This is a genomic window from Embleya sp. NPDC020630 (assembly GCF_044334985.1).
Classification (GTDB): Bacteria; Actinomycetota; Actinomycetes; order Streptomycetales; family Streptomycetaceae; genus Embleya.
On the sequence record NZ_JBIRUB010000032.1, the window covers coordinates 1 to 20,550 of the forward strand.

Annotated in this window: 21 protein-coding genes and 1 pseudogene; 20 read left to right on the forward strand and 2 right to left on the reverse strand. The window is 71.4% G+C overall.

Annotation, left to right across the window (positions count from 1 at the left end):
• The first annotated feature begins 272 nt into the window (after positions 1–272).
• The 18 genes from ACH4XV_RS44760 to ACH4XV_RS44845 all read left to right on the forward strand — a co-directional run bounded on the left by ACH4XV_RS44760 (position 273) and on the right by ACH4XV_RS44845 (position 15,960).
• Entirely contained in the window at positions 273–785 is a 513-nt protein-coding gene (locus ACH4XV_RS44760) for a hypothetical protein (protein ID WP_395799738.1), read from the forward strand.
• Positions 786–886: 101 nt separating this feature from the next.
• Positions 887–1,090, forward strand: coding sequence for a hypothetical protein (locus tag ACH4XV_RS44765; protein WP_395799740.1), 204 nt, complete (start codon positions 887–889; stop codon positions 1,088–1,090).
• A gap of 126 nt (positions 1,091–1,216) precedes the next feature.
• On the forward strand, positions 1,217–3,403 hold the full coding sequence (locus ACH4XV_RS44770; protein WP_395799742.1) for a hypothetical protein: 2,187 nt from the start codon (positions 1,217–1,219) through the stop codon (positions 3,401–3,403).
• Between the two features lie 44 nt (positions 3,404–3,447).
• Entirely contained in the window at positions 3,448–3,897 is a 450-nt protein-coding gene (locus ACH4XV_RS44775; RefSeq protein WP_395799744.1) for a conjugal transfer protein TraB, read from the forward strand.
• 109 nt (positions 3,898–4,006) lie between these two features.
• On the forward strand, positions 4,007–6,145 hold the full coding sequence (locus tag ACH4XV_RS44780) for a chromosome segregation protein ParM (RefSeq protein WP_395799746.1): 2,139 nt from the start codon (positions 4,007–4,009) through the stop codon (positions 6,143–6,145).
• 105 nt (positions 6,146–6,250) lie between these two features.
• Positions 6,251–6,868 (forward strand): hypothetical protein, encoded by a 618-nt coding sequence (locus tag ACH4XV_RS44785; protein ID WP_395799747.1) that lies wholly within the window; start codon positions 6,251–6,253, stop codon positions 6,866–6,868.
• A 101-nt stretch (positions 6,869–6,969) separates the two neighbouring features.
• Positions 6,970–7,380, forward strand: coding sequence for a hypothetical protein (locus ACH4XV_RS44790; protein ID WP_395799749.1), 411 nt, complete (start codon positions 6,970–6,972; stop codon positions 7,378–7,380).
• 74 nt (positions 7,381–7,454) lie between these two features.
• Positions 7,455–8,171: a hypothetical protein gene (locus ACH4XV_RS44795; RefSeq protein ID WP_395799751.1), complete on the forward strand. Its 717-nt coding sequence runs from the start codon at positions 7,455–7,457 to the stop codon at positions 8,169–8,171.
• A gap of 125 nt (positions 8,172–8,296) precedes the next feature.
• A complete protein-coding gene (locus ACH4XV_RS44800; RefSeq protein WP_395799753.1) occupies positions 8,297–8,641 on the forward strand; it encodes a hypothetical protein in 345 nt (114 codons plus the stop codon).
• 135 nt (positions 8,642–8,776) lie between these two features.
• Complete coding sequence (locus ACH4XV_RS44805) at positions 8,777–9,118, forward strand: hypothetical protein (protein WP_395799755.1); 342 nt, start codon at positions 8,777–8,779, stop codon at positions 9,116–9,118.
• A 105-nt stretch (positions 9,119–9,223) separates the two neighbouring features.
• Positions 9,224–9,583, forward strand: coding sequence for a hypothetical protein (locus ACH4XV_RS44810; protein WP_395799757.1), 360 nt, complete (start codon positions 9,224–9,226; stop codon positions 9,581–9,583).
• Positions 9,580–10,041: a hypothetical protein gene (locus ACH4XV_RS44815; protein WP_395799759.1), complete on the forward strand. Its 462-nt coding sequence runs from the start codon at positions 9,580–9,582 to the stop codon at positions 10,039–10,041. The genes ACH4XV_RS44810 and ACH4XV_RS44815 overlap by 4 nt, the downstream gene beginning before the upstream one ends.
• A 114-nt stretch (positions 10,042–10,155) precedes the next feature.
• Positions 10,156–10,431: a hypothetical protein gene (locus tag ACH4XV_RS44820; protein ID WP_395799761.1), complete on the forward strand. Its 276-nt coding sequence runs from the start codon at positions 10,156–10,158 to the stop codon at positions 10,429–10,431.
• Between the two features lie 98 nt (positions 10,432–10,529).
• On the forward strand, positions 10,530–10,886 hold the full coding sequence (locus ACH4XV_RS44825; RefSeq protein WP_395799763.1) for a hypothetical protein: 357 nt from the start codon (positions 10,530–10,532) through the stop codon (positions 10,884–10,886).
• Positions 10,887–11,003: 117 nt separating this feature from the next.
• Entirely contained in the window at positions 11,004–12,065 is a 1,062-nt protein-coding gene (locus ACH4XV_RS44830; protein WP_395799764.1) for a tyrosine-type recombinase/integrase, read from the forward strand.
• Between the two features lie 12 nt (positions 12,066–12,077).
• Complete coding sequence (locus ACH4XV_RS44835; RefSeq protein WP_395799766.1) at positions 12,078–12,401, forward strand: helix-turn-helix domain-containing protein; 324 nt, start codon at positions 12,078–12,080, stop codon at positions 12,399–12,401.
• Positions 12,398–14,101 carry a hypothetical protein gene (locus ACH4XV_RS44840; RefSeq protein WP_395799768.1) on the forward strand — a complete coding sequence of 568 codons (1,704 nt, stop codon included), beginning with the start codon at positions 12,398–12,400 and terminating at the stop codon, positions 14,099–14,101. Before ACH4XV_RS44835 ends, ACH4XV_RS44840 begins: the two co-directional genes overlap by 4 nt.
• Before the next feature lie 494 nt (positions 14,102–14,595).
• A complete protein-coding gene (locus tag ACH4XV_RS44845) occupies positions 14,596–15,960 on the forward strand; it encodes an ankyrin repeat domain-containing protein (protein ID WP_395799770.1) in 1,365 nt (454 codons plus the stop codon).
• A gap of 657 nt (positions 15,961–16,617) precedes the next feature.
• On the opposite strand, the gene ACH4XV_RS44850 is transcribed toward ACH4XV_RS44845, so the two are convergent.
• A complete protein-coding gene (locus ACH4XV_RS44850; RefSeq protein ID WP_395799772.1) occupies positions 16,618–18,126 on the reverse strand; it encodes an MFS transporter in 1,509 nt (502 codons plus the stop codon).
• Positions 18,127–18,279: 153 nt separating this feature from the next.
• On the opposite strand from ACH4XV_RS44850, the gene ACH4XV_RS44855 reads away from it, so the two are divergent.
• Positions 18,280–19,188, forward strand: a complete 909-nt coding sequence (locus ACH4XV_RS44855; protein WP_395799774.1) for a LysR family transcriptional regulator — start codon at positions 18,280–18,282, stop codon at positions 19,186–19,188.
• Here ACH4XV_RS44855 and ACH4XV_RS44860 read toward each other — a convergent pair.
• A complete protein-coding gene (locus ACH4XV_RS44860; RefSeq protein ID WP_395799776.1) occupies positions 19,169–20,185 on the reverse strand; it encodes an NAD(P)-dependent oxidoreductase in 1,017 nt (338 codons plus the stop codon). The genes ACH4XV_RS44855 and ACH4XV_RS44860 overlap by 20 nt on opposite strands.
• On the opposite strand from ACH4XV_RS44860, the pseudogene ACH4XV_RS44865 reads away from it, so the two are divergent.
• Positions 20,184–20,535, forward strand: a pseudogene (locus ACH4XV_RS44865) (winged helix-turn-helix transcriptional regulator). The gene ACH4XV_RS44860 and the pseudogene ACH4XV_RS44865 sit on opposite strands and share 2 nt — an antisense overlap.
• The last annotated feature ends 15 nt before the right edge of the window (positions 20,536–20,550 follow it).

Consider the following 20,550-nt stretch of genomic DNA (forward strand, 5'->3'; position numbering starts at 1 on the left):
CGGTCCGGACACCCCCAGTGGCAGGTGCGGCTCGACCAACTCCCATTCGCCATCCGACAGATCACCCCGGGTCATGCCGTCCGGTCTACCGCATTCCCCCGGACGCCGAGGCCGGAATGACCCGATCGTGATCCGAACTCAGAACAGGCCCTAATACCTCCGCAGACGGCTTCGCTGGTCCCGGTGCGCGCGTGTCGCGTCCCGGGGCTCGGCGAAGGCGCCGTGCGCCGAACCCGAGATCCCACTCCCCCGAACAGCGAAGGAACACCCTGATGAACACCGACGACCGGGATGCCCAGGCGGCGTCCGAGCAGAGGGCGGCGATGCTGCGCCGGGTGGCGCAGGACCCGGAGGCGTTCGCCCGCTACATGGCGGACGTGCAGCGGACGCTGCTGGGCATCGGCGCGAGCCTGGAGCGCCTGCAACGCGAGACCCGGGTGCACTGCCGCGGCGCGCACGTGGAGGGCGACCGCTGGTATCAGGCCCGGCTGCGGGCGCGGCCGGTCGAGAGCGCCCTGCGCGAGGTCCTCAAGCACGTCCATGGCTTGACCGACGGCCTGGAGAAGAGCGTCCACAAGCGCCGCGCGCACGCCGAGGAGATGGAGGCGCTGCCCCGCCGCCGCAGGGAAAGGGAATTGGCGAGGGAACGCAAAAGGAATCCGGCCCTGCGATCCGCGCCCCGCGTCGAAGAGAACGGCGAGGACGATATTCCGGGCGGCCGTCCGGGGTATGGTGTTCCCACGTCGGTGTACGATCTCCGGCGCGGCCGGGGCAAGTCGGCATGACGCGGCCCCGCACCAGCGTGGAAATCCGGTCGGAGAAACGCCGCGACTGGCTCACGCAAGAGGAAGAAAAAGCCCGCGCATCTCGCGGCGAGCAGGGCGCGATGGAATTCTGGCTCCGCCTGACCCGCTCGGCGATCGCCAAGGACGTCAAGGCCGGCCGTTGCGACGCCTGGGCCGCGTACGCCCTCGTCAACCGCCTCTTCCTCGCCGCGATGCAACGGCGCGCGGCGGGCGATCGGCGGATCTGGGACGACCTGTTGAAGTACGCCGAGGCGGTCGTCGACCGCAACCCCCCGCGTTACTGACCGCGACCGCGAGGCCCCCACGAGATTGCCGTGGGGGCCTCGCGCGCGAAAAGCGTGCACACGTGCCGTGCACGCGTGCACGCGGAGATGACTCTGTGTCAAGCCCCTCCCGGGAGGAGATTTTTCGTGTCCGACGACGACCGGGACGACGGCACCCGCCCCGGTGGGGATGCGCGGGTGCTGCCGTTCCCCGAACGTGGCGACGCCTCGTACGTGCCGCCGCCCATCCCCACCTACCCCGACGCGGTCCCCCCGACGGACCCCGACCCCGAACCCCTCCAAGACCAGGAATCGGGACGTGAATTCCCGCCCATTCCCGTTCCGGATCCGGCGGCGGCGCTGCGATCCGAGGGAATTCCCGACGTCGAGAACGCGGAATCCGAAGAGAACCCGGGCGAAGATATCGACGGCGAATATGTTCACCGTCGTTCCTTCGCCGACAGGATCGGTGACTGGCTCGAATTGCGCGTCGTGAAAGGCCAGGCGCGTTTCGCGGAGGAACAGGAATTCCGGCAGGCCGAATTGGCGCGGAAGGTCGCGCTGATGCAGGCGCGGACCGACCGCGACGTCGGCATGATCGAGGCGAACGGCAAACTCCGCCAGGCCCGGGTGAAGGGCCGGGGCGACCGCGCCGCCGCCCGAGGCAAGGCGGACACCGGCGGCTCGCGCGGCAACGGCGGCGGATCCGGCGGCGGGGGCAAGGGCTCCTTCAAACCGTCCGGCGGCCGGGGATCCGGCGGCTCGGGATCGTCCGGGGCCCGCAACAACTCCGGGGGTCCCGGGGGCGGTTCCGGCCGCCGATCCGGTTCCGGTTCGGGCGGCGCCCCGGGCTCCGGCGGGTCGAAGGGCACAGGCCGCCCCCCGGCCGGCTCGGGGTCCGGCCGCGGTGCCGGCACCGCGGCCGGCGCGAAGGGTTCGGGCGGCGGGTCGTCCGGCAAGGGCTCGGGCGGCACGTCACCCGGCGGCGGCAAGAGCTCCGGCGGCAAGGGTTCGAGTGCCGGTAAAGGCTCGGGTGGCGGCAAGGACTCGGGCGGATCGTCCGGCACGGGAAAGTCCGGCGGGAAGTCCCCGGGCGGCGACTCGGGTGGTGGTGGCAAGTCCGGTTCCTCCGGCGGGGGGTCCGCCGTCAAGGGAAGCGGTGGAAAAGCCTCCGAAGGGCCCTTCGGCGGCCGGGAGAAGACTTCCGGATCCAAGGACTCGACCCAGGGCTCGAAGGGCTCTCAGAAGGGCTCCAAGGGCCGTGGGGACGGCAATCCCCACGTCGACCCGGACACCGTGCGACGCGTTGCCTGGGCGATCAGACGCGAGGACGACGACGAGGCCGAACGCATCCTCAAGACCTGCAAGGACCCGCAAGCCACGTTCCGGGAGGCGATGCGCCTGCTCGACGACATCGTCGCCCGGGACACTTCCCGAACCAGGGACGATCCGGAGCCCGAACCGGACTCGGACTCGGACTCGGAGGATCGCGAGCCGCAGGACGACGGAGACCAGGACCGAGACCGGTCGGACACGGACCGAGACCGGCGGGACAGGGACGGGAACGACAAGGCCGGGGACCGCAGGACACGCGAGCGGATCGCGAGTTTCCTCGACTTCCTGCGGAACCTCGCCGAGGACCGCCTCCGCCGGGACCAGGGCCCGCCCCCGTCGGAGGCCGAGCCCACGGTGTTCTGGGACGCGGAAGTCGTCGACGAGGAACGTCGCCCCCCGCACGAACCCGGAACACCCGGGCCACGGGCGGCCGTCGCGCCCCGGGCCCTGGCGGCCGCGCCCGAACCGCACACCGAACGCCCGGGCACCACCCGCCCCCCGCCCCCCGACGAGGGCGACCACTCCCCCGCGTCCGCGCCCGTCGCCTTCGACCACAGCAAGGAGGACACCGTGAGCAGCAGGTCACCGGCGAACGCCTCGGCCCAGGGCGGACTCGCCGCCCGACACCGCACCGACGTCACCTTCGACAGCTACCTGATGGACATGGCCGACATCGCCCTGGACGCCAAGGCCGACCAGGAACGCGCACACGAACTCGCCGACGCCCTGAAGCGGGTCTCGAAGGCATGCCGGGCGATGTCGGCCGACCTGATCCACGACCACAACATCGACACCCGCGTCACCTCCGCCGTCTCCGAACTCGCCGACGCCGCCGACCGCCTGCGGCTCCAGGCCGACCGTTGCGCGGACGACTGCGAGGCCGCGTACGAGACCGCCGCCGACGCCGCCCGCGACGTCGGCCGGGTCTACGGCCAGGACATGAACGCCAAGGAGGACGCCGGCCTGCGCCACACCTCCGCCGCCGCCCACCACGACTGACCCACCACCCCCACCCGGCCCGCACTCGGAGGAGAACCCCGCGGATGAGCAACCTGCCCGAACCCCGACCCGCCCCCGCCGCCCCGGCGCCCCGCCCCACCCGTGAACGCGCTCCCGCGCCGGCCGACGACGACAACCGCTACCGCGCCGTCCAGGCCCGACTGGCCCACCTGGCGGCGTCGGTGGACGACCTGTCGACCGAACTCGAGGATCTGCGCAAACGCATGAAGCGCAACGCCGCCCGCACCAACGACCTGGCCGGCGCGATCGAACGCGCGGAACTCGACCGCAGGTTCGTGTACAAGACCGGCGAGGTCGCCAACGCCCTCCACGCGGTCACCGCCCGCGTACGGCTCCTCAACGTCGCCGCACAGGACGTCGTCTCCGTCGCCCACAACGCCAAGGACACCCACCGCAAGCTCTACCAGGACCTCGACACCATCCGCTCCGGCCGCCGCGAACGCACCCCCAAACCGGGGTTCTTCGACCGCTGAACCCCCAACCACCACAACCCCACCGCGCACCCACACCAAGGGGCGGCCCCGCCCGAGACGGCGGGGCCGCCCCTTCCCGTACCCGCCCCGCCCCGTCAGGAGATCCCCGGTGTCCCGCAGCGTCGCCGTCGAACGTCTCACCTACGCCCTGGCCGCGCCGACTCTGGCCGCGGCCCCCAACATCGCCCCCGACGGTGTCCCCAACAGCGTTCTCATCCTCGCGGGCGCCACCGGAACCCTCGCCACGCTCCGCGCGACCACCGGCCATGAGGGCGTCGGCCGCAAGATGGTCCGCTGGTCGCCGCTCGTGACCGGCCTGGCCGTCGACCTGACCGCGATCGTCACCCCCGGCTGGGGCTGGGACGCGCTCCTCGCCGCCGCCTGGGCCGTGACCGGCTGCGCGATCCTGCCGCTCTCGCGCACCACCCGCCGCCGACACCGACCCGCCCTCGACCACACCCCCGGGCCACGGCCCCGCCCCGCCCCCTCCCCCGCCGCGCACGCAGGCGGCGGGAAGGACCCGCTCACCCGCGGCGCGGCGGCGATGTGGGAACGCGCCGGGAGCCCCGGCCGCTGCCACGTCGTCCGCGCGGTCCCGCACGACGGCATGCCGCACGACATGACGGTGCTCCTGCGCGCGGACGAACTCGGCCGCCCCATCAGGGGCGTGAGCGAGGCCGATGCCGCAGCCGCGTTCGGCGTCGACGAGAGCGACGTCCGCCTGAACACCGTCCCCCGGCAGGAGGGCCGGCAGGGCGGGCCCGGGTGGCTCGAGGTCCATGTCATTCCCGACGCCGGGACCAGGCGCCGCTCCGAACCCACCGACGAGGAGAAGTGGATCGACCGGATCGCCCGCCCGGGCGGCGGCGCCCCCGGCTCGCGTCTGGTCGACATCACCCGCGACCGCAGACGGCGCGTCACCTTCTACCGGGCCGAGATGGAGGACGCCGCCGACGATCCGCGTGTGGACCCCGACAAGGTCTGTCGCGGCCTGGGCGTGCCCTACGACGACGCCCGCGTTTTCCTGCTGGTCGAGGGACACCGGTTCCTCCTCAGCGTCTTCGACGAACCCCCGCTGAGCCGGACCTTCCGCGCCACCCGCGAGTTGCTCACCCCCGATGCGAAGGGCATGTTCGTCTGCGGCTACACCATCACCGGACAGCCCGTGCGCAGCATGGTGTGGCAGGCCGACAAGGACGCCGCCTGCCACGCCCTCGTGCTGGGCGTCTCGCGGTCGGGCAAGACCCAGTACTTCGCGCTCACCGCGGCCGCCCAGTCCCTCGCGGGCGGCGTGGTGTGGTTGTCCACGGTCCGCCCGGACGGGAAGATCGGCGTCCTCGGCCGGCACGTCGACCGCCAGGGCGCGAATCCCCTGTGGATGGTGCGCAGCCTGCGGGCGGCGAAGGCGTTGTGCGAGATCCGCGCGGAGATGCCGTGGGCGCACGACGGGCGCCCGCACGACTTCAAGCCCGGCGACCCGCGCTGCCCGTACCCGATGCTGAACGTGTACTGCGACGAGTACATGACCGCGACCAAGGACCCGCTGTACGGCGCGGAGATCCAGACGCTGGGCGACGACCTGACGGTCACCGGCCTCAAGTACGGCATCGGCCTGTGCGTGGCGGGTCAATCCCCGTTCGTGGACGACGGGTTCTCCACGGCGATGAAGGACAACCTCCGCCAGAACAGTCGGCCGATCGTCTTCAACTGCGGCTCGCCGGGGGCGACGCGCAAGGCGGTCGAGGGCACCATGACCGACGCCCACGACGTGCCGCTGATCCCCGCCCGGTACGCGGCCTCCGAGGGCAGCGCCATCGACCGGGCGATCTCCGGCGAGGCCGACCCCGAGAACGGCGTCGGCACCGGCGGTGTGGCCGTCATCGTCCTCGACAACGGCCGCCCCGTGCTGGTCAAGACGCTCCTCGCCGACTTCGAGACCGACCTCGCCGACCTCTTCCCCGACACGATCAACCGCCTCACCGCCCACGAGATCACCGGACTCGACGAACGCGGCCTGTGGGGCGACTGGAACGCGCCCGACGAAGACCTCGAGGACGACGACCCCGGGGACGACGAAGGTCGGGACGACCACCGCCCCCGCAGGAAGACCAAGAACGGGCAGAGCCGGGGCGGGCGCGACAACGCAAGTCCCCGCGGCCCCGGCGGCGGAGGCGGGAGCAGGCCCCCGCGGAAGCCGATCACCTCCGCCCGGGAGGCCCTCGCGGCCATCGCGAGCCTCGACGACTGACCCACCCGCCGCTGCCCGGAAGCCGAGCCCGCGGCACACCCGTTCCCGCCGCGCCGACCGGCACGGCACACCCGAACCCACGCCCGAACGCGAAGGACTTTCGACATGACCCACGAGACTCCCGACACCGCACCCGACACCCCGCCGTGGTGGCGACGCGGCCGATTCGGCCCGCTCGTCTCCGACCTCGAACACGCGCCCCGCCTCGGCTGGAACGGCATGGCCGGATGGATCCGCGCCACCCTCACCGCCCTCGGGTCCGCGGCCGTTGCCGCCGTCGGCATCCTGCTCCTGTGGGGGCTGTTCCACCTCGCGACGGGCCTGGTCCACTGGAGCCGCGACCACCTCACGGCGGGAACGGTTCCCGACGGCGTCCTGCTGACCGTCACCGACCCGGTCCGCCGCTACCTCGACGCCCACACCCAGTCCCTGCCCCTCGACGGCGGCACGACGTTCCGACTGTGGGCATGGACCGGCCTGATCGCCCTGATCGTCGCCGCCCTCGGCTCGACCGGTGCCCGCCTGACCTGGACCGCCTGGGGCGCAGCCACCGTCGCGATGGTGTGGGCAGGCACCGAGGACCCCGGCCGAGCCGTCGCCGCCGCGATCGCCGTCCTCGCCTGGACCGCCGCATCCGTCCTCGCCCTCCGCGGCCTGACGCTGCGGTCGATCGTCGTCCAACACATCGACAACCACCCACCCGCCGCCCCCGACGCCGACTGACCCCCTGCCGGCTGCCCGTCCCGCCCGCGCCCACCGCGCGGGCGCGGCGGAGAACCGACAGCACCCGTCCCCGCCCGCCCGCACACGCCAGGAGCCGATTCATGCTGCCAGCCCACCCCGAAACCGCCCCGCCGGATTCGCGATATGTCGCCGGCACCACCACCGCGGTGGTGACCATCACCACCGCCGACGGCACAGTGACCCCCGCGTACCTCACCGTCCCCGCCGGCGGCGGCCCGACGGCGCTCGCCCACACCGTCCCGGTCCCGTACGAGATCACGCCCACCCGATCCGCTGCCCCGGCACGAACCGCCGTGCCGCAATGGGCACTCGGCCTCGCGGTCGGCGGCATCGGACTCGGCACGGCGGTCGCCGGAATCGGCTACGGCATCGGCGCAGCCGCCCCCGGCATCGCCGCCGGAGCCGACCTCCTGTGGGCCCTCGCCGCCGCCCTGGGCGCGGTCGCTGTCCTCGCCCTGCTGCTCGTGACCCGGCGTCCCCAACGCAGTTGACCGCTCGGGAACCGGTGGCTCATCCCGGAACCCGGCCCCGCAAACGAACTTTCGACACCGTCGAGGACAACACCATGAACACCGTGCAAGGCATCAAACCCTGCGCTGTCGTCGAACCCGACCGGGCCTGCCCGGACCCGTCGTTCGTACACGACCCGATCCCGCTGTGCCGACGCCACGCCGTCCGGGTCGCCATGCGCGTCACCGACGCCCTGTTCGCGGGCGCCCTGGCCGCCGCGAACACCAACCCGACACAAGACCGCCCCCAGGCCGGCCCGCCGATCGCGACGATCGATGAACCCACCGTCGAGGAACGCGCCCTGGAAGCCCTGCGCGAGGCGGGGCCCGAAGGCTCGGGCGCCCAGGCCCTGGCCCGCACCCTCACCGGGCAGGGCCACTACGCCACCCGCCGGATGGTGCGCGAATGGATCGCCGGATGGACCGGGGACGGGCGCGTGGTCCGAGTCGTCGACGGCGAAGTGGTCAGCTGGGTCCACCACACGCACCTTCGCACCGGGCCTCGGACGGCCACGCCCGCGCCCGCCCCGCCCACCCGAAGAGTTCCGGACGGACACCACGCCCCCCGGCCCGCCGACAAGCCCACCCTCGCCCTACGCGTCCTGCGCGTGCTGGCGAACGGACCGCTGACCAAAGCGGACATCGCCATCGCCGTGAACAACGACGGTGGTCCCAAGGTCTCCAGCGGCAGCATCGCCAACAACCTGACCACGCTGACCGCCCAAAGAAGGACCCGCAGCTCTCAACGCGGCGTGTACGAACTCGCCGACTGACCACAGGCCCTGCCCCCACGGTCCGGCCGCTGCCCCGAAACCCGGCGCAGCGGGCGGCGCCGCGGGCGCACGACCCGCTCGACCCGATCCCCGACCACCCATCCCCACACCGGGAGTGATCCGGCATGCCCACAAACAACCGAACCTGCCGAACCCGCCTGGTACGAGCGGCCGTCGTCATCATCGGCACCCTCCTCCTGAACCTCGCCCCCGCCGTCGCGTACGCCTCCGACACCACGAAGTCGTCGGTCGCCGGGACCGGCGGCAGCGCGGTGTCGATCACCACCGGCGTCCTCGCCGTCGCCGGAGCGCTGTACCTCGCGTACCGGCGCGGCGTGGTCCTGGTGGTCCTGCTCGCGATCGCCGCCGGCGCGATGCTCTCCGGCACCAGCTTCGCCGGGACCCTGTCCGACCTCGCCGACCACCTCGCCCACGCCGCCGTCGACGCCGTGACGGCCGCCCTCTCCTGACCGGCCGATCCCCATGACCCCGGACCATGCATGCCCGGGTTCGTGGAGGACGGCCGACCCGGTCGCCCGAACGTCTCGAGCGGGGGCGCTCGCACAAGCGACCTCCCCCGACCACCGGCAGCGAGGAACCCCACCATGAGCACCGACACCATCCGGACCCACGTCGACACCTACACCCAGGCCCGGCGCGCCTACACCGAGCAGCTGCGCCGCGTCGGCCCGCGCGACGGGCACGTCATCGTGAACACCCGCATCGACGGCCGCGTCTACGACCCGATCGAGTGCCGGATCAACGCCGCCCGCGCGGCGATCCGCCGCGCCCGCCGCAGCCACACCGTCCACATCCACGACGCCACCGGCCGCGACGGCATCGCGATGCGCGTGGTCCACGTCCGCTACGCCCCCGGCACCTGGGACGGCGTCACCGACCTGGTGGACATCTACGAGATCGCGGTCGACACCCTCACCGCGCTGTAACCCGACCGCGACCGCGAGCGCGGCCCCGACCGACCCGCACCCCGGGCCCGGCCGGGACCGCTCGCACGAACACCCCCGATCCCACCACCGACAGGAGCAGCACCCGTGCACGTGCACACCAACGGCCACCACCCGAACCCGAACCCGACGGAAGACGAAGTGTTCGACCTGCGCGCCCTCTTCGGCGTCGACGTCGACCCGATCCCCGTCGAGCACCTGAACCCGCACCAGCTGCGGTGGGCGCTGACGCTCGCCCGCGAGGAGATCGCCGCCCACGTCACCAAATGGCACGAGATCGAGGCGTCGTTCGGCGACGACGTCGCCTGCACGCCCGGCTGCCTCGGCTCCCGCCTGATCCCGCCGTGCGAGGAGTGCGACGAGGAGGACCAGGACGACGAGGACGTCGAACTCCCCGAACCCCTCTCCCCCGCCACCGCGACCACCGACAGGGGAGACCGGACGTGACCGTCACCCCCACCACCACGACGGGGCCGGGCGAGGACACCCCGGCGCGGCTGCTTTATCGCGCGGCCCGCGAACGCGCCGCCGAACGCGACGCGCTCGCGGCGTACCTACGCGCCGACCAGGCCCGCAACGCCGCGAAACTCGCCGCCTCCGACGCCGAGTACTGGGCGCCCGCCATCACGGCACTCGCCGACATCGACACCTGGACCGGCTACCCCGAAACCCCCCACGCCGACGGCGCCTGCTCCTCCGGAGCCGTCACCCACCTCGGCGACGGCATCTGGGCCTGGTCCACCGACCGCGACGGCGCGCCCCTGGTCGCCCTGATCGCTCCCTGCGCCTGCGGCTTCTTCCAGACGATCGCGATCCACGGACCCGAGGACGTCGACTCCGCGATCACCCGCGCCTACGACGCCCGGGACCGTCCCGACCCGATCTGCCGCGACCTCCACGCCTGACCGGCCGAGCCCATTGCCCCCGGAACCGCCCCTCGCGGTGCCGGGGGTTTCGAGCGCGGCCGAACCCGGCACCGCGCCACCCGGAACCGAACCCGTCGAAGGAGCAAGGACACGATGAGCAGCGGAGCGCACCACTACCGCGAGGCCGAACGCCTCGCCGCGATGGCCCACCACTACACCTACGGCGACGGAGTCGACCCGGTGAGGGGACGGGCCCTGGCCACGGAGGCACTCACGCACGCCACGCTCGCCGCGGCCGCTGCGGCGGCCGCGCGGATCACGCCGGACGACGTCGACCCGGGGACCTGGGCCGAGTGGCGCCGGGCCATCGACGACAGCACCGCCCACCCCGAGCAGATCGCCGCACGCGAGTACACCGACGCCGGCTGACCCGGCCGCGCCCGTTGCCCCCGGAACCGCCCAGCGGTGCCGGGGGTTTCGAGCGCGGCCGGACCCGGCCGTCGCCCCGTCGACCCTCGGGAGTCACGTTGACCATCACCCTCGAACGCACCCCTCCGGCCCGGCCGGACTCGGAGCAGCGACCGGCGCCCGTGCGGCCGTGGGTCGTGTGCCTGTGCGGGAGCACCCGGTTCATGGCCGAACTCGCCCGCGAGACCGAGCGGCTGACCCTGGCCGGCGCCGTGGTCCTGGCGCCGGGCGTGAGTATGAAGGCGCCCAGCCCGTTGTGGGCCGACCCCACGCGGGCCCGCACCATCAAGGCCGACCTCGACGAACTGCACCGGGCCAAGATCCGCATGGCGGACGAGGTCGTCGTGGTCTGTGTCTTTCTGCGCCTGAGTTCCTGCTGGGGAGTCCGCTGGGTGAAGTCCCCGGCAGGGTACTGACCAGCGGGGCGGCGTGGGGGTCACTCGTTTGGGTGGCTGCTGATGATTCCTCAGAATTCATGAGTGCTCCTCCAGAAGCCTGACGCCTCAGGACCATTCGTGAACTGAGGAGCTGGGATGGCACTTGCTGAGGTGCAGCCGCTGCGCCCGTATCCGCTGCTGCAGTCGGCCGACGAGGTCGCGGACTTCGAGCAGGACCTGCTCTCGGAGTTCGTGCTGGCGCGGGCCGCTTCGGGGCTCGCGGACGGCACGATCTCGGGTGAGGTCGACATCGTTGTCGAGATCCGGAACTGGTTCGGGCGCCCCGTCTGGGAGCTGGAGCCCCGCGATCTGGACCGATTCTTCGGCGAGAGCCAGCGGCACCTGGCGAGCGCCACCAAGGCCCGCAAGGCCCAAGCCCTCGCGACCTACTTCGACTTCCTGGAGGTCCGCCACCGCGCGGACATCCACGCCGCGACCGGCGTGGTGCTCCAGTGCCCGATCGACGAGATCAACCGACCACGCGACGGCGCGAACATGAGGGTGCGCATTCCACCGACTGCGGCCGAGGTGGAATCTCTGTTCGCCGGATGGCGCAGCGACTTGGCGGCGTGCCGCAAGTACGCGCCGACCGTCCGCAACTATGCCGCGTTCCGGCTGGCGAGCCTGATCGGCCCGCGGATCTCCGAGCTGTGTCTGCTGCGAACCGGCGACATCCACTGGGGTCTTGGGACATTCGGCAAGCTGCTCTTGCAGGGCAAGGGCAGTCGGGGCCGAAAGAAGGAGCGCCTGGTGCCGCTCATCAACGGCGCCCGCGAACTCCTCGACTGGTGGGTCTCCGGCCCGCGCTGGGAGTTCGACGACCAGGTCAACGACCCCGAGGCGCCGCTGTTCCCCTCCGAGCGGCGGGCGGCCGACGGCGCAAGCCGACGGGTGACGTCGAGCGCGCTCCGCGGCGGCATGGCCGAGGTGGTGGGTCGGCACCTTCCCCGGCTGGTCGGACGGGTCACTCCGCATGCCCTGCGGCACTTCGCCGCGTCGGACCTGTACGCGCAGGGGATGAACGTGGTCGCCATCCAGGAGCTGCTCGGGCACAAGTGGATCAACACCACGATGATCTACGTGCACGTGAACAAGACCCATGTCGAGGACGCATGGGTCTCCGCCGGCCGCCGGGCAACCGCCCGCTTCACCGGCTGAGGCGGGTGCACGATGAAGTGGAATCTGCGGATGGTCGCCGCCAAGCGCGACATCTGGAAGTCCTCCCAACTGCACCGCATGCTCGCCGACGCGGGACTGGTGATCAGCGCCGGCAAGATGTCGAACCTGTGGTCCGGACAGCCGGTCACCATCCGCTTGGACGACCTCGAAGTCATCTGCGAGGTCCTCAGCTGCGAACCCAGCGATCTCCTGGTGCGCGAGCCCGGAAAGCGTCGCAGCATGCCGTCGGCCGAGACGACACTGCCCCAAGCGGCCGCAGCCGGTGAACGGCCGAGCGTGCAACGTCGCCCCGGTCGGGCGGAGCCCCCGCTGTGAACGCGGTACTTCCCCGCGTCTGCCGGCTGTGCGGCACCGGCGTGTGCGAATACGGCAGCCAACGCTGCTGGTCCTGCCTGCACCCGGGCAGGCCGCTGCCGCCGTGCCGGACCTGCGGGTCCGCCGAGCACTTCAGCGGCGGGTACTGCCAACGCTGCCGCCCGCGATGGCGGGCCGCCGACAGCTGCCGGTACTGCTTCGCCTGGGGCACCGAACGCCATCAGGGCAAGTGCCGGGCGTGCACCTCGTACATCCGCAAGTACCCGGTGGGCGTCTGCTCCGTCTGCCGGCTCGAAGCGCCGGTGGACGACTTGGTGTGCCGGCTGTGCCGTCACCAGGCCGGGATGCCCCCGCGCACCTGGCGGCCGCCGGATCTTCGGACCGCCGCGGTCACCGGCCAGCAACTGTTCTTCAGCGACATGGTTCGCCGCGTACGGCTGGCGTCGCGGCCGCGCGCCGCCGAGGCTTCCCCGGCCATGACCGCACCGCTCCGGATCACGGCGGCGCGGTGGATGCAGCCTCGGCTGTTCGACAGTCCGCGCGACATGAGACCGGTCATGTTCAGCGAAGCCGAGCCCAAGGAACCAGAGTTCGCCCGCTACCTGATATCCCGTGCCGACGACATCGCCGACGCCCGCGGCTGGAGCAACGGGCTCCGCTCGGACGTCCGCAACAGCCTGTACCTGCTGGCCTCGGTCCACGACCCCTCGGAGCGCATCAAGGCATCCACCGTGCTCAGCTTGCACCGCCCCGGCGTCCGACGCTCCGTCCACCGCACCTTGGAGATCCTGCTCGAACTCGGCCTGCTCGACGACGACCGCCCCGACCGCCTCGCCCAGTGGATCAGCCGCAAGCTCGAAGGGCTGGCACCCGAGATCCGGACCGAGGCCGAGCACTGGATGGACGTTCTGCGTCGGGGCCGGCCGCGACACCGCCCACGCACCACGTCAATGATCCGCAGCCAACTGACCTGCGCCACACCGTTCCTGAAGGACTTCTCCCAGCAGCACACCACACTGCGGCAGGCGACACGGGCCGACATCGTCGCCTGGCTCGACGGCCGACCTAGCGCCCTCCAGGACGCAGACGCCCTGCGCAGCCTGTTCCGCGTCCTCAAGGCCGAACGGGTGCTGTTCGCCGACCCGGCGCGCACCTTGCGCATGGGCGCCCGGCCCCTCTCAGTCCCCACCCCGCTGACCCCAGATCAGGTCCTCGCCGTGGCGCGCGCGGCAGCAGCGGACCCGGCCCTGCAGATGGTGGTGGCGCTCGTCGGCATCCACGCCCTCCACCCGAGGGACGTCCGCGCCCTGCCTCTTCACGCAGTCGACCTGCACAACGACCGACTCGTCTACGAAGGCATCGACCGGCCCCTCGACGACTACACCCGCGCCGCGGCCAACCGCTACCTGGCCTTCCGGCGCGAACGGTGGCCACGGACCGCCAATCCGCACTTCCTCATCAGCTCGCAGACCGCCAACACCACAGCCGCAGTGACCTACGGCTGGACCCACCAACTGTTCCGCGTTCTGCCCACCACCGCAGCACGCCTACGCGAGGACCGGCTGCTGGAAGAAGCCGCCGCGGTCGGAGCCGACCCGCTGCACCTCACCGCCCTGTTCAACATCAGCCCCGAGACGGGCCTTCGCTACACCAACGCCCTGAGACAGACCACCACTCCAGACACCGGAGACGACCATTGATCGGGCTCTTTGACAACGACTGTGGCGGATATTTCGGATGCTGTTGGCGATCTATTCGCTCTGCTTCGCCACCGTGCCGTCTGGTGCTGTTGCTGGTTCGCTGGATGAGGGGCCGCAGCGAGGGGGCGGCGATGTCGATGGGGTCGAGCACGGGTCGTGGGATTCCGGTGCGGACGGTGCAGGTCGCGCGGCCGGCCAGGGCGGCGCGGCTCGCGGAGGTGTTCCGCGACGAGGACTTCGCCGACTGGTTCCCTCCGGACGGGCGCCCTGGGCTCTCGCCGGCACGGTTGGCGGTCGTGTACTTGGTACAAGCTCGCGTGCAACGGTCTTCATCTGGCAACCGGCGGTTTTCGTCGGCCAGTTCCACTTGCGCGGAAGCCGCCGACATCGATGGTCGCAGTCGGCACAGGAGTTGACCGCGCGACGCATTCCCTGCCGCAGCGCCAGCAGGAGCCGCACGACTGCGTGACAGTGTCCCCCGGTACGGTGACCCGATGCGAAGCGAGGGATTGCACGTCGAGGTGCTGCGTCAGATCGAACGTCTGGGCGGGATCACGCCCGAGGCCGTCGAGGCGGGGGTGCATCGGACCGAGCTGGCCAGGTCCCTGCCCCCGGCGATCGCGACGCTGATGGCGGTGACGTGGCCGCCGCGGGCCTTGCTGGTCACCGCCGAGCACGGCGAGCGGGTGAGCTTCCCGCAGGGGGTCAGCGGGGGGGATCTGTTCGGGGCCGACCGGCCGTGCTTCGTCATCGGCTTCAACGAGTCGACGCAGTACTACTGGGTCGTCGATCTCGACGACCCGCAGCCCGGCGATCCTCATGTGCACCGGATCGACCACGACGGATCCGGCGCGGCAGACGCCTTCGGCCGTCCGCGGCGGTTGTCGCGGATGCTGGCGGAGCTGAGCGTGTACGAACCGCCGGACTCTGCCCGACTGGCCAACGCCTGCGCCCGCGGCGACCTGGAGACCGTGACCGCCGCGATCGCCGCGGGTGCCCCACTGGGCCCGGCCGAGGACGACCACGCGATGACCCTGTTGCACTTCGCGGTGATGTCGGGCTCGGCCGAGACGGTACGGGCGCTGCTGGCGGCGGACGCCGACCGCGAAGCACGGACCGGGCGGAACAGCCTTGTCAAGGAACTCGGCCTGCACCCCGACGACTTCGATGCGGAGCGGATCGACCGCGGCGTGACACCGCTGTGGATGGCTGTCCAAGGGCCGTTCCGCACCGACCGGCCCGGCCCCTCGCCGGAGGTCGTGCGGACGCTGCTCGACGCTGGCGCCGACCCGCGGGCGGCCAACACGATCGGCGAGACACCGCTGCACGTCGCGGCCGATCGCCGGTTCGTGTACGGGCCCGACCGGGCGGCCGCCGAGCGGCTGGAGATCGTACGCTGCCTCGTCGACGCCGGCGTGGACGTGGAGGCCGAGGACGTATCCGGCCAGACACCACTCATGGTGGCCCTCGACGCGCCCGAGTTCGTCGCGACGCTCCTCGACTGCGGCGCGGACCCGGCGCGACCCACCACACGCAAGGATCAGCGCCGAGTCACCGGCATCTCCGCGCTCCACGCGGCCGTAGACCGCGGCGCCCAGGACAGTCTCCGGCTGATGCTCGATCACACCGACGATCCCGATCCCCGCACGACGGCGGGCGTGACGCCGCTGCACTACGCGGTGTGGCAGGGAGCCGGGACCGCCGTCATCGAGATGCTCATCGCCGCCGGGGCCGACGTCAACGCCCAGGTCACCGACCCGTCCCAACTCGGGGTCGGCAGCAACACGCCGCTTGGCATCGCCCGGGAGAAAGGTCGCGACGAGATCGCCGAGATGCTCACACAGGCCGGCGCGGCCTGAGCTGAGTACCTGTGTCCGATCCCCGACGCGCAGGTTGAGGTGGCCATCGTCGCAATTCGGCCTGCGGCGACGCAGCCCCACATGTCGGGCATTCAATCGACGGTTGTCGGACCCAGACGTCGATCCGTGACACGTCGTCGGCCACCTCGACCACGTCAACCGCCAGTCCCTCGACCTCGGGCCACACCGGATCCCGGAACGCTGGTATGGTCCCCGACGGACAGCACGTTGGACGGCCACGGCCACCGGTGGGCCGTACCGCCCTGGCCGGGGGTAGGCCATAGCCCACGCGGGTGAAACGGCTCTGCCTCGTTGTAGTTTCCTACGCAGCCGGTGCTGCCCGGGACTCGTCGAAGGCGCGTTCCGCCGCACAACACTCAGTCCCGGCGGCGTGTTCGTCGGTCGCAGCCGCGGACCGGAGACACTGGGGACCGCCTTCGCGCATTCCGGCAAGGTCGTCGTGCCCGCGGTCCACGGACTGGGCGGGGTCGGCAAATCCGCGCTCCGCACATTGGGCGGCCACCGCGTCGAAGCAGCCCGCTCGTGCGAGGACCGCCGGTCCGGCCGGGAGTTGTGCGGCCGACGCCGCCGCGCCGTCCTGGCCGGGCCGGTGGGCGCCGGTCCGGCCGGGGAGCTGCCCTGGTCAGTGCACCAAGGTCAGGGATTGCCTGGGGGATTCGTCCGTGGAGCCGCTGTCCTGGTCGGATTCGCCCGAGGTGGCTGCGGGGCGCGCACCAGCATCAGCGTCAGTGCCGTCGCCAGGCCGACGAGTGCGAAGACGGCGGTGGCGAGGAAGCCCGCCTGGAAGCCGTCGGTGAGTCCTCGCGGCGTCGTACCGGTCGCCTGGGCGGTGGCCACCGAGGAGGCGATGGCGATGCCGAGCGCGGCACCGATCTGGAACACCGCGTTGTTGAGGCCGGAGACCAGCCCGGATTCCTCCGGCTTGGCGCCGGTGAGGGAGGCGATCGAGGCGGCGACGTTGGTGGATCCGATGCCGAAGCCGAACACCACCAGGCCGAGGAACAGTTCGGACCAGTAGCTCCCGCGGTCGTCGACCTGGCTGAGCAGTAGGAGTCCGCCGGCCAGGAACACCATGCCGGTCACGGCGATCGGCTTGTATCCGGTCTTGCCCACCAGTTTCGCGGCGAGGTTGGCCCCGATGATGGACATGACGGCGTAAATGGCGGTGCTGAGACCGAACTTGACCGCGCTGTAGCCGAGGACCTGCTGCGCGTACAGCGACGTGATCAGTGCGCCGCCGTAGACGGCCATGGCGACGATCAGCATCAGGATGTTGCCGCCGACCAGGGTTGGGGACCGGAAGACGCGGAGCGGCACCAGCGGGGCCTGCGAGCGGGTCTCGATCATCACGAAGACCACGAACAGCACTGCGGACGCGGCCAGCAGGCCGAGCGTGCCGCCGCTTGCCCACCCGGTCTCCGGCGCCCGGACGGTGGCGTACACAAGGAGCGCGATCGCTGCGGTGACGGTCAGCGCGCCGCCCGGGTCGAAGTTCTTGCGGCCCGGGCGCACCGGGGTCTCCCGGAGCAGCTTCGGACCGAGCAGGAGGACGGCTGCCACGACCGGGACGTTGATGAAGAAGATCCACTCCCAGCCGAGACCGTCGGTGATCGGGCCGCCGATCAGGAGCGCGGCGGTCGCACCGAACGCACCGATGCCGGTCCAGATTCCGAGCGCCTTGTTGCGCTCGGGGCCTTCCGCGAACGTGTGCATCAGGACGGCCATCGCCGTCGGTGTCATCACGGCGGCGGCCGCGCCCTGCACGACGCGTGCGGACACCAGCACGGAACTGGTCCACGCCAGTCCGCACAGCACCGACGCGACGCCGAACAACGCGGTCCCAATGAGGAACATCCGGCGCCCGCCGAGGAGATCGGCGGTTCTCCCGCCGAACATCAGCAGTCCGCCGAACGCCAGCAGATAGGCGCTCATCACCCATTGCACATTGCCTGCGGCGAATCCGAGGTCGGATTCGACGGCCGGTAGCGCGAGCAGCACGATCTGTGAATCCACGATCACCATGAAGAACGCCGCGACCAGCAGGGCCAGCGCTTTCCATCTGCGTGGATCGGGAACCGGTTCCGGATTTTCGGCGTGTGCCGGGCGGCGTCGCGCCGTCAGGGAGGAATCGTCGGACTTGCGCATGGGGTCCTCGTGTTCGTTCGGAGTCACCGCGGAGGAGAGCCCCCCGCCCGGACACCACGATCACTGCGGCCCCGCACCTGGAACAATGCCGATCGACTCAAGCAGCGTTGAGCTTCGCTAAGGGAAAGGTCTAGGGAATTGGAGCGCCATGAAATGGAAGCGTTCCTGGTGCTGTCCGAAGAACTGCACTTCGGTCGAACGGCCGAACGCCTCGGGGTCTCCGCAGGACGCGTGAGCCAGACCATCGGAAAGCTGGAACGCCGGGTCGGGTGCCTGCTGTTCGAGCGCTCCAGCCGACGCGTCGCGCTGACGCCTGTCGGGCGGCGGTTGGCCGAGGACCTCGGCCCCGCGTACCGGCAGATGCAGCAGGCGTGGGCCTCCGCGGTCGCGGCGGGCCGAGGCTTCGCGGACGGTCTGCGGATCGGATACTCCAGTCCGATGACGGCCGATCTCATCCTGCGCGCGGCCGAGGTGTTCCGCGGCTCCTATCCCGATTGCGAAGTCGTCATCCAGGAAACCCAGCTCGCGGACCCGTTCGGCCCGTTGCGTGCCGGCCGGCTGCATTTCCAGGTGACGGAGACACCGGTGCGGGAATCCGATCTCACGGTCGGTCCGGTGCTGGTGACCGAACGGCCGATGCTGGTGGTTCCGGCACGCCACGAACTCGCCCGACGCGTTTCCGTGACGGTCGAGGACCTGGCCGGGACGACGCTTGTCACCTTCGCGGGGATGCCGCAGTACTGGATCGACCACCACTACCCGACGGTCACCCCGTCCGGGGCACCCATCCACCGGGTCACCGCCACCTACTGGCAGGAGGCCCTGGCCCTGGTCGGTGCCGGCAAGGGCTGCACCATCGCCAGCCAGGGCGCGGAACCGTACTACACCCGGCCGGATACCGTGTGGGTCCCGTTCCGCGGTACTCCGCCGATCGAGTACGCGGCCGTCCTCCGACGCACCGCGGTGGACGAACGCGCGGTCCAGGCGTTCACGGAGGTCCTGGTACGCACCGGTGGCCTGCGGCGACACGCGTCGCCGGGCGTCACGCGCCCGGGTGCTTGATGCTCTCGACGATGCGCGCGAAGCCGTGCTCGCCGTGGCCGGCGTCCACCTGCTGCCGGATGAGCCGCTGGACCATGGCGACCGGTTCGGGGCTGACGCCTTCTTCGGTGATCGCCTCGATGAACAGGCCGAGGTTGGAGAACGTCAGGCTCTGCTGGCCCGGGACGGTGTAGTCGCCGCCGTCGATGACCTCGGCGTAGCCGGCGAGTTCGCCGGTCATGGCGGTCAGCCACGGCGCCGCCATCTCCGCGAACCGGCCCGCGGACACTCCCGCCGGGGCGAGCATGGCCGCGCCCTGCATGAATCCCGCGAACATGACGTACATGGCCGAGAGCAACGCGAAGTCGTACAGCGACGCCAGCCCCGCGTCCTCGCCGAAGTAGGTGCCGGTCGCCCAGTGGTCGAACAGCGCCTCGTGTTCGCGGAACACCTCCTCCGAGCCGCTGTACAGGATCGAGGCGCCGGGCTGCCCGATCATGGACGGCACCGCCATGATGCCCCCGTCCAGGTAGGCGATCCCCCCGTGGGCCGCCCAGGCGGCCGATTCCCGGGCCTGCGCCGGCTTGGTCGTGGTCAGGTTGACCAGGGTGCGCCCGGCCAGGTCGCCGACCAGCGGGTCGAGTACCTCGTGCACGGAGTCGTGATCGAAGAGGCAGACGATCACCAGTCGGCTCGCGCGGACCGCTTCGGCGGCCGAGGCGGCCTCGGTGGCCCCCTGTGCGACGAGCGCGTCCGCCTTCCCCGCGGAACGGTTCCACACGGTGGTCCGCAACCCGGCCTTCAGCAGGGCCTCGGCGAGCGCGCTCCCCATCGCGCCGAGTCCGAGGACGCTCACATCGGTGTCGTGAATCTGCGGCATGTCTGCTCCCTCACGTCGTACGGCAGGTTCCTGTGCGACTCCAATCCTCAGCAGTGCCAGTAGAGTTGACCAGTACTGACTAAATAGTGGGGTACTCACCAGAAGGTGAGTACCGCTGAGCAACACGGAGGCAGGCATGGCGACGTCGGCGCGACGAGGCCCCTACTTCTGCGGGATCGACGCCGCGATGGACGTCGTCGCCGGCAAGTGGAAGTCCCTGATCATCTGGGAGCTGCACGAGCACGGCACCCGCCGTTTCGCCGAGTTGCGGCGCGAACTCCCGGGCGTCAGCGAGAAGATGCTCGTCCAGCACCTGCGGGAGATGGAGGAGGACGGCCTCGTGCACCGGGAGGTCTACCCGGTGGTGCCGCCGAAGGTCGAGTACTCCCGGCACGACGCTCAACACCGCCCTGGAAGCCCTGGCCGACTGGGGACGGGACCGGATCCGGCGGATCGGTGCGGAGAAGGTCGTGCTCGGAACCGTGTGAGACGCCGCGCCCCAA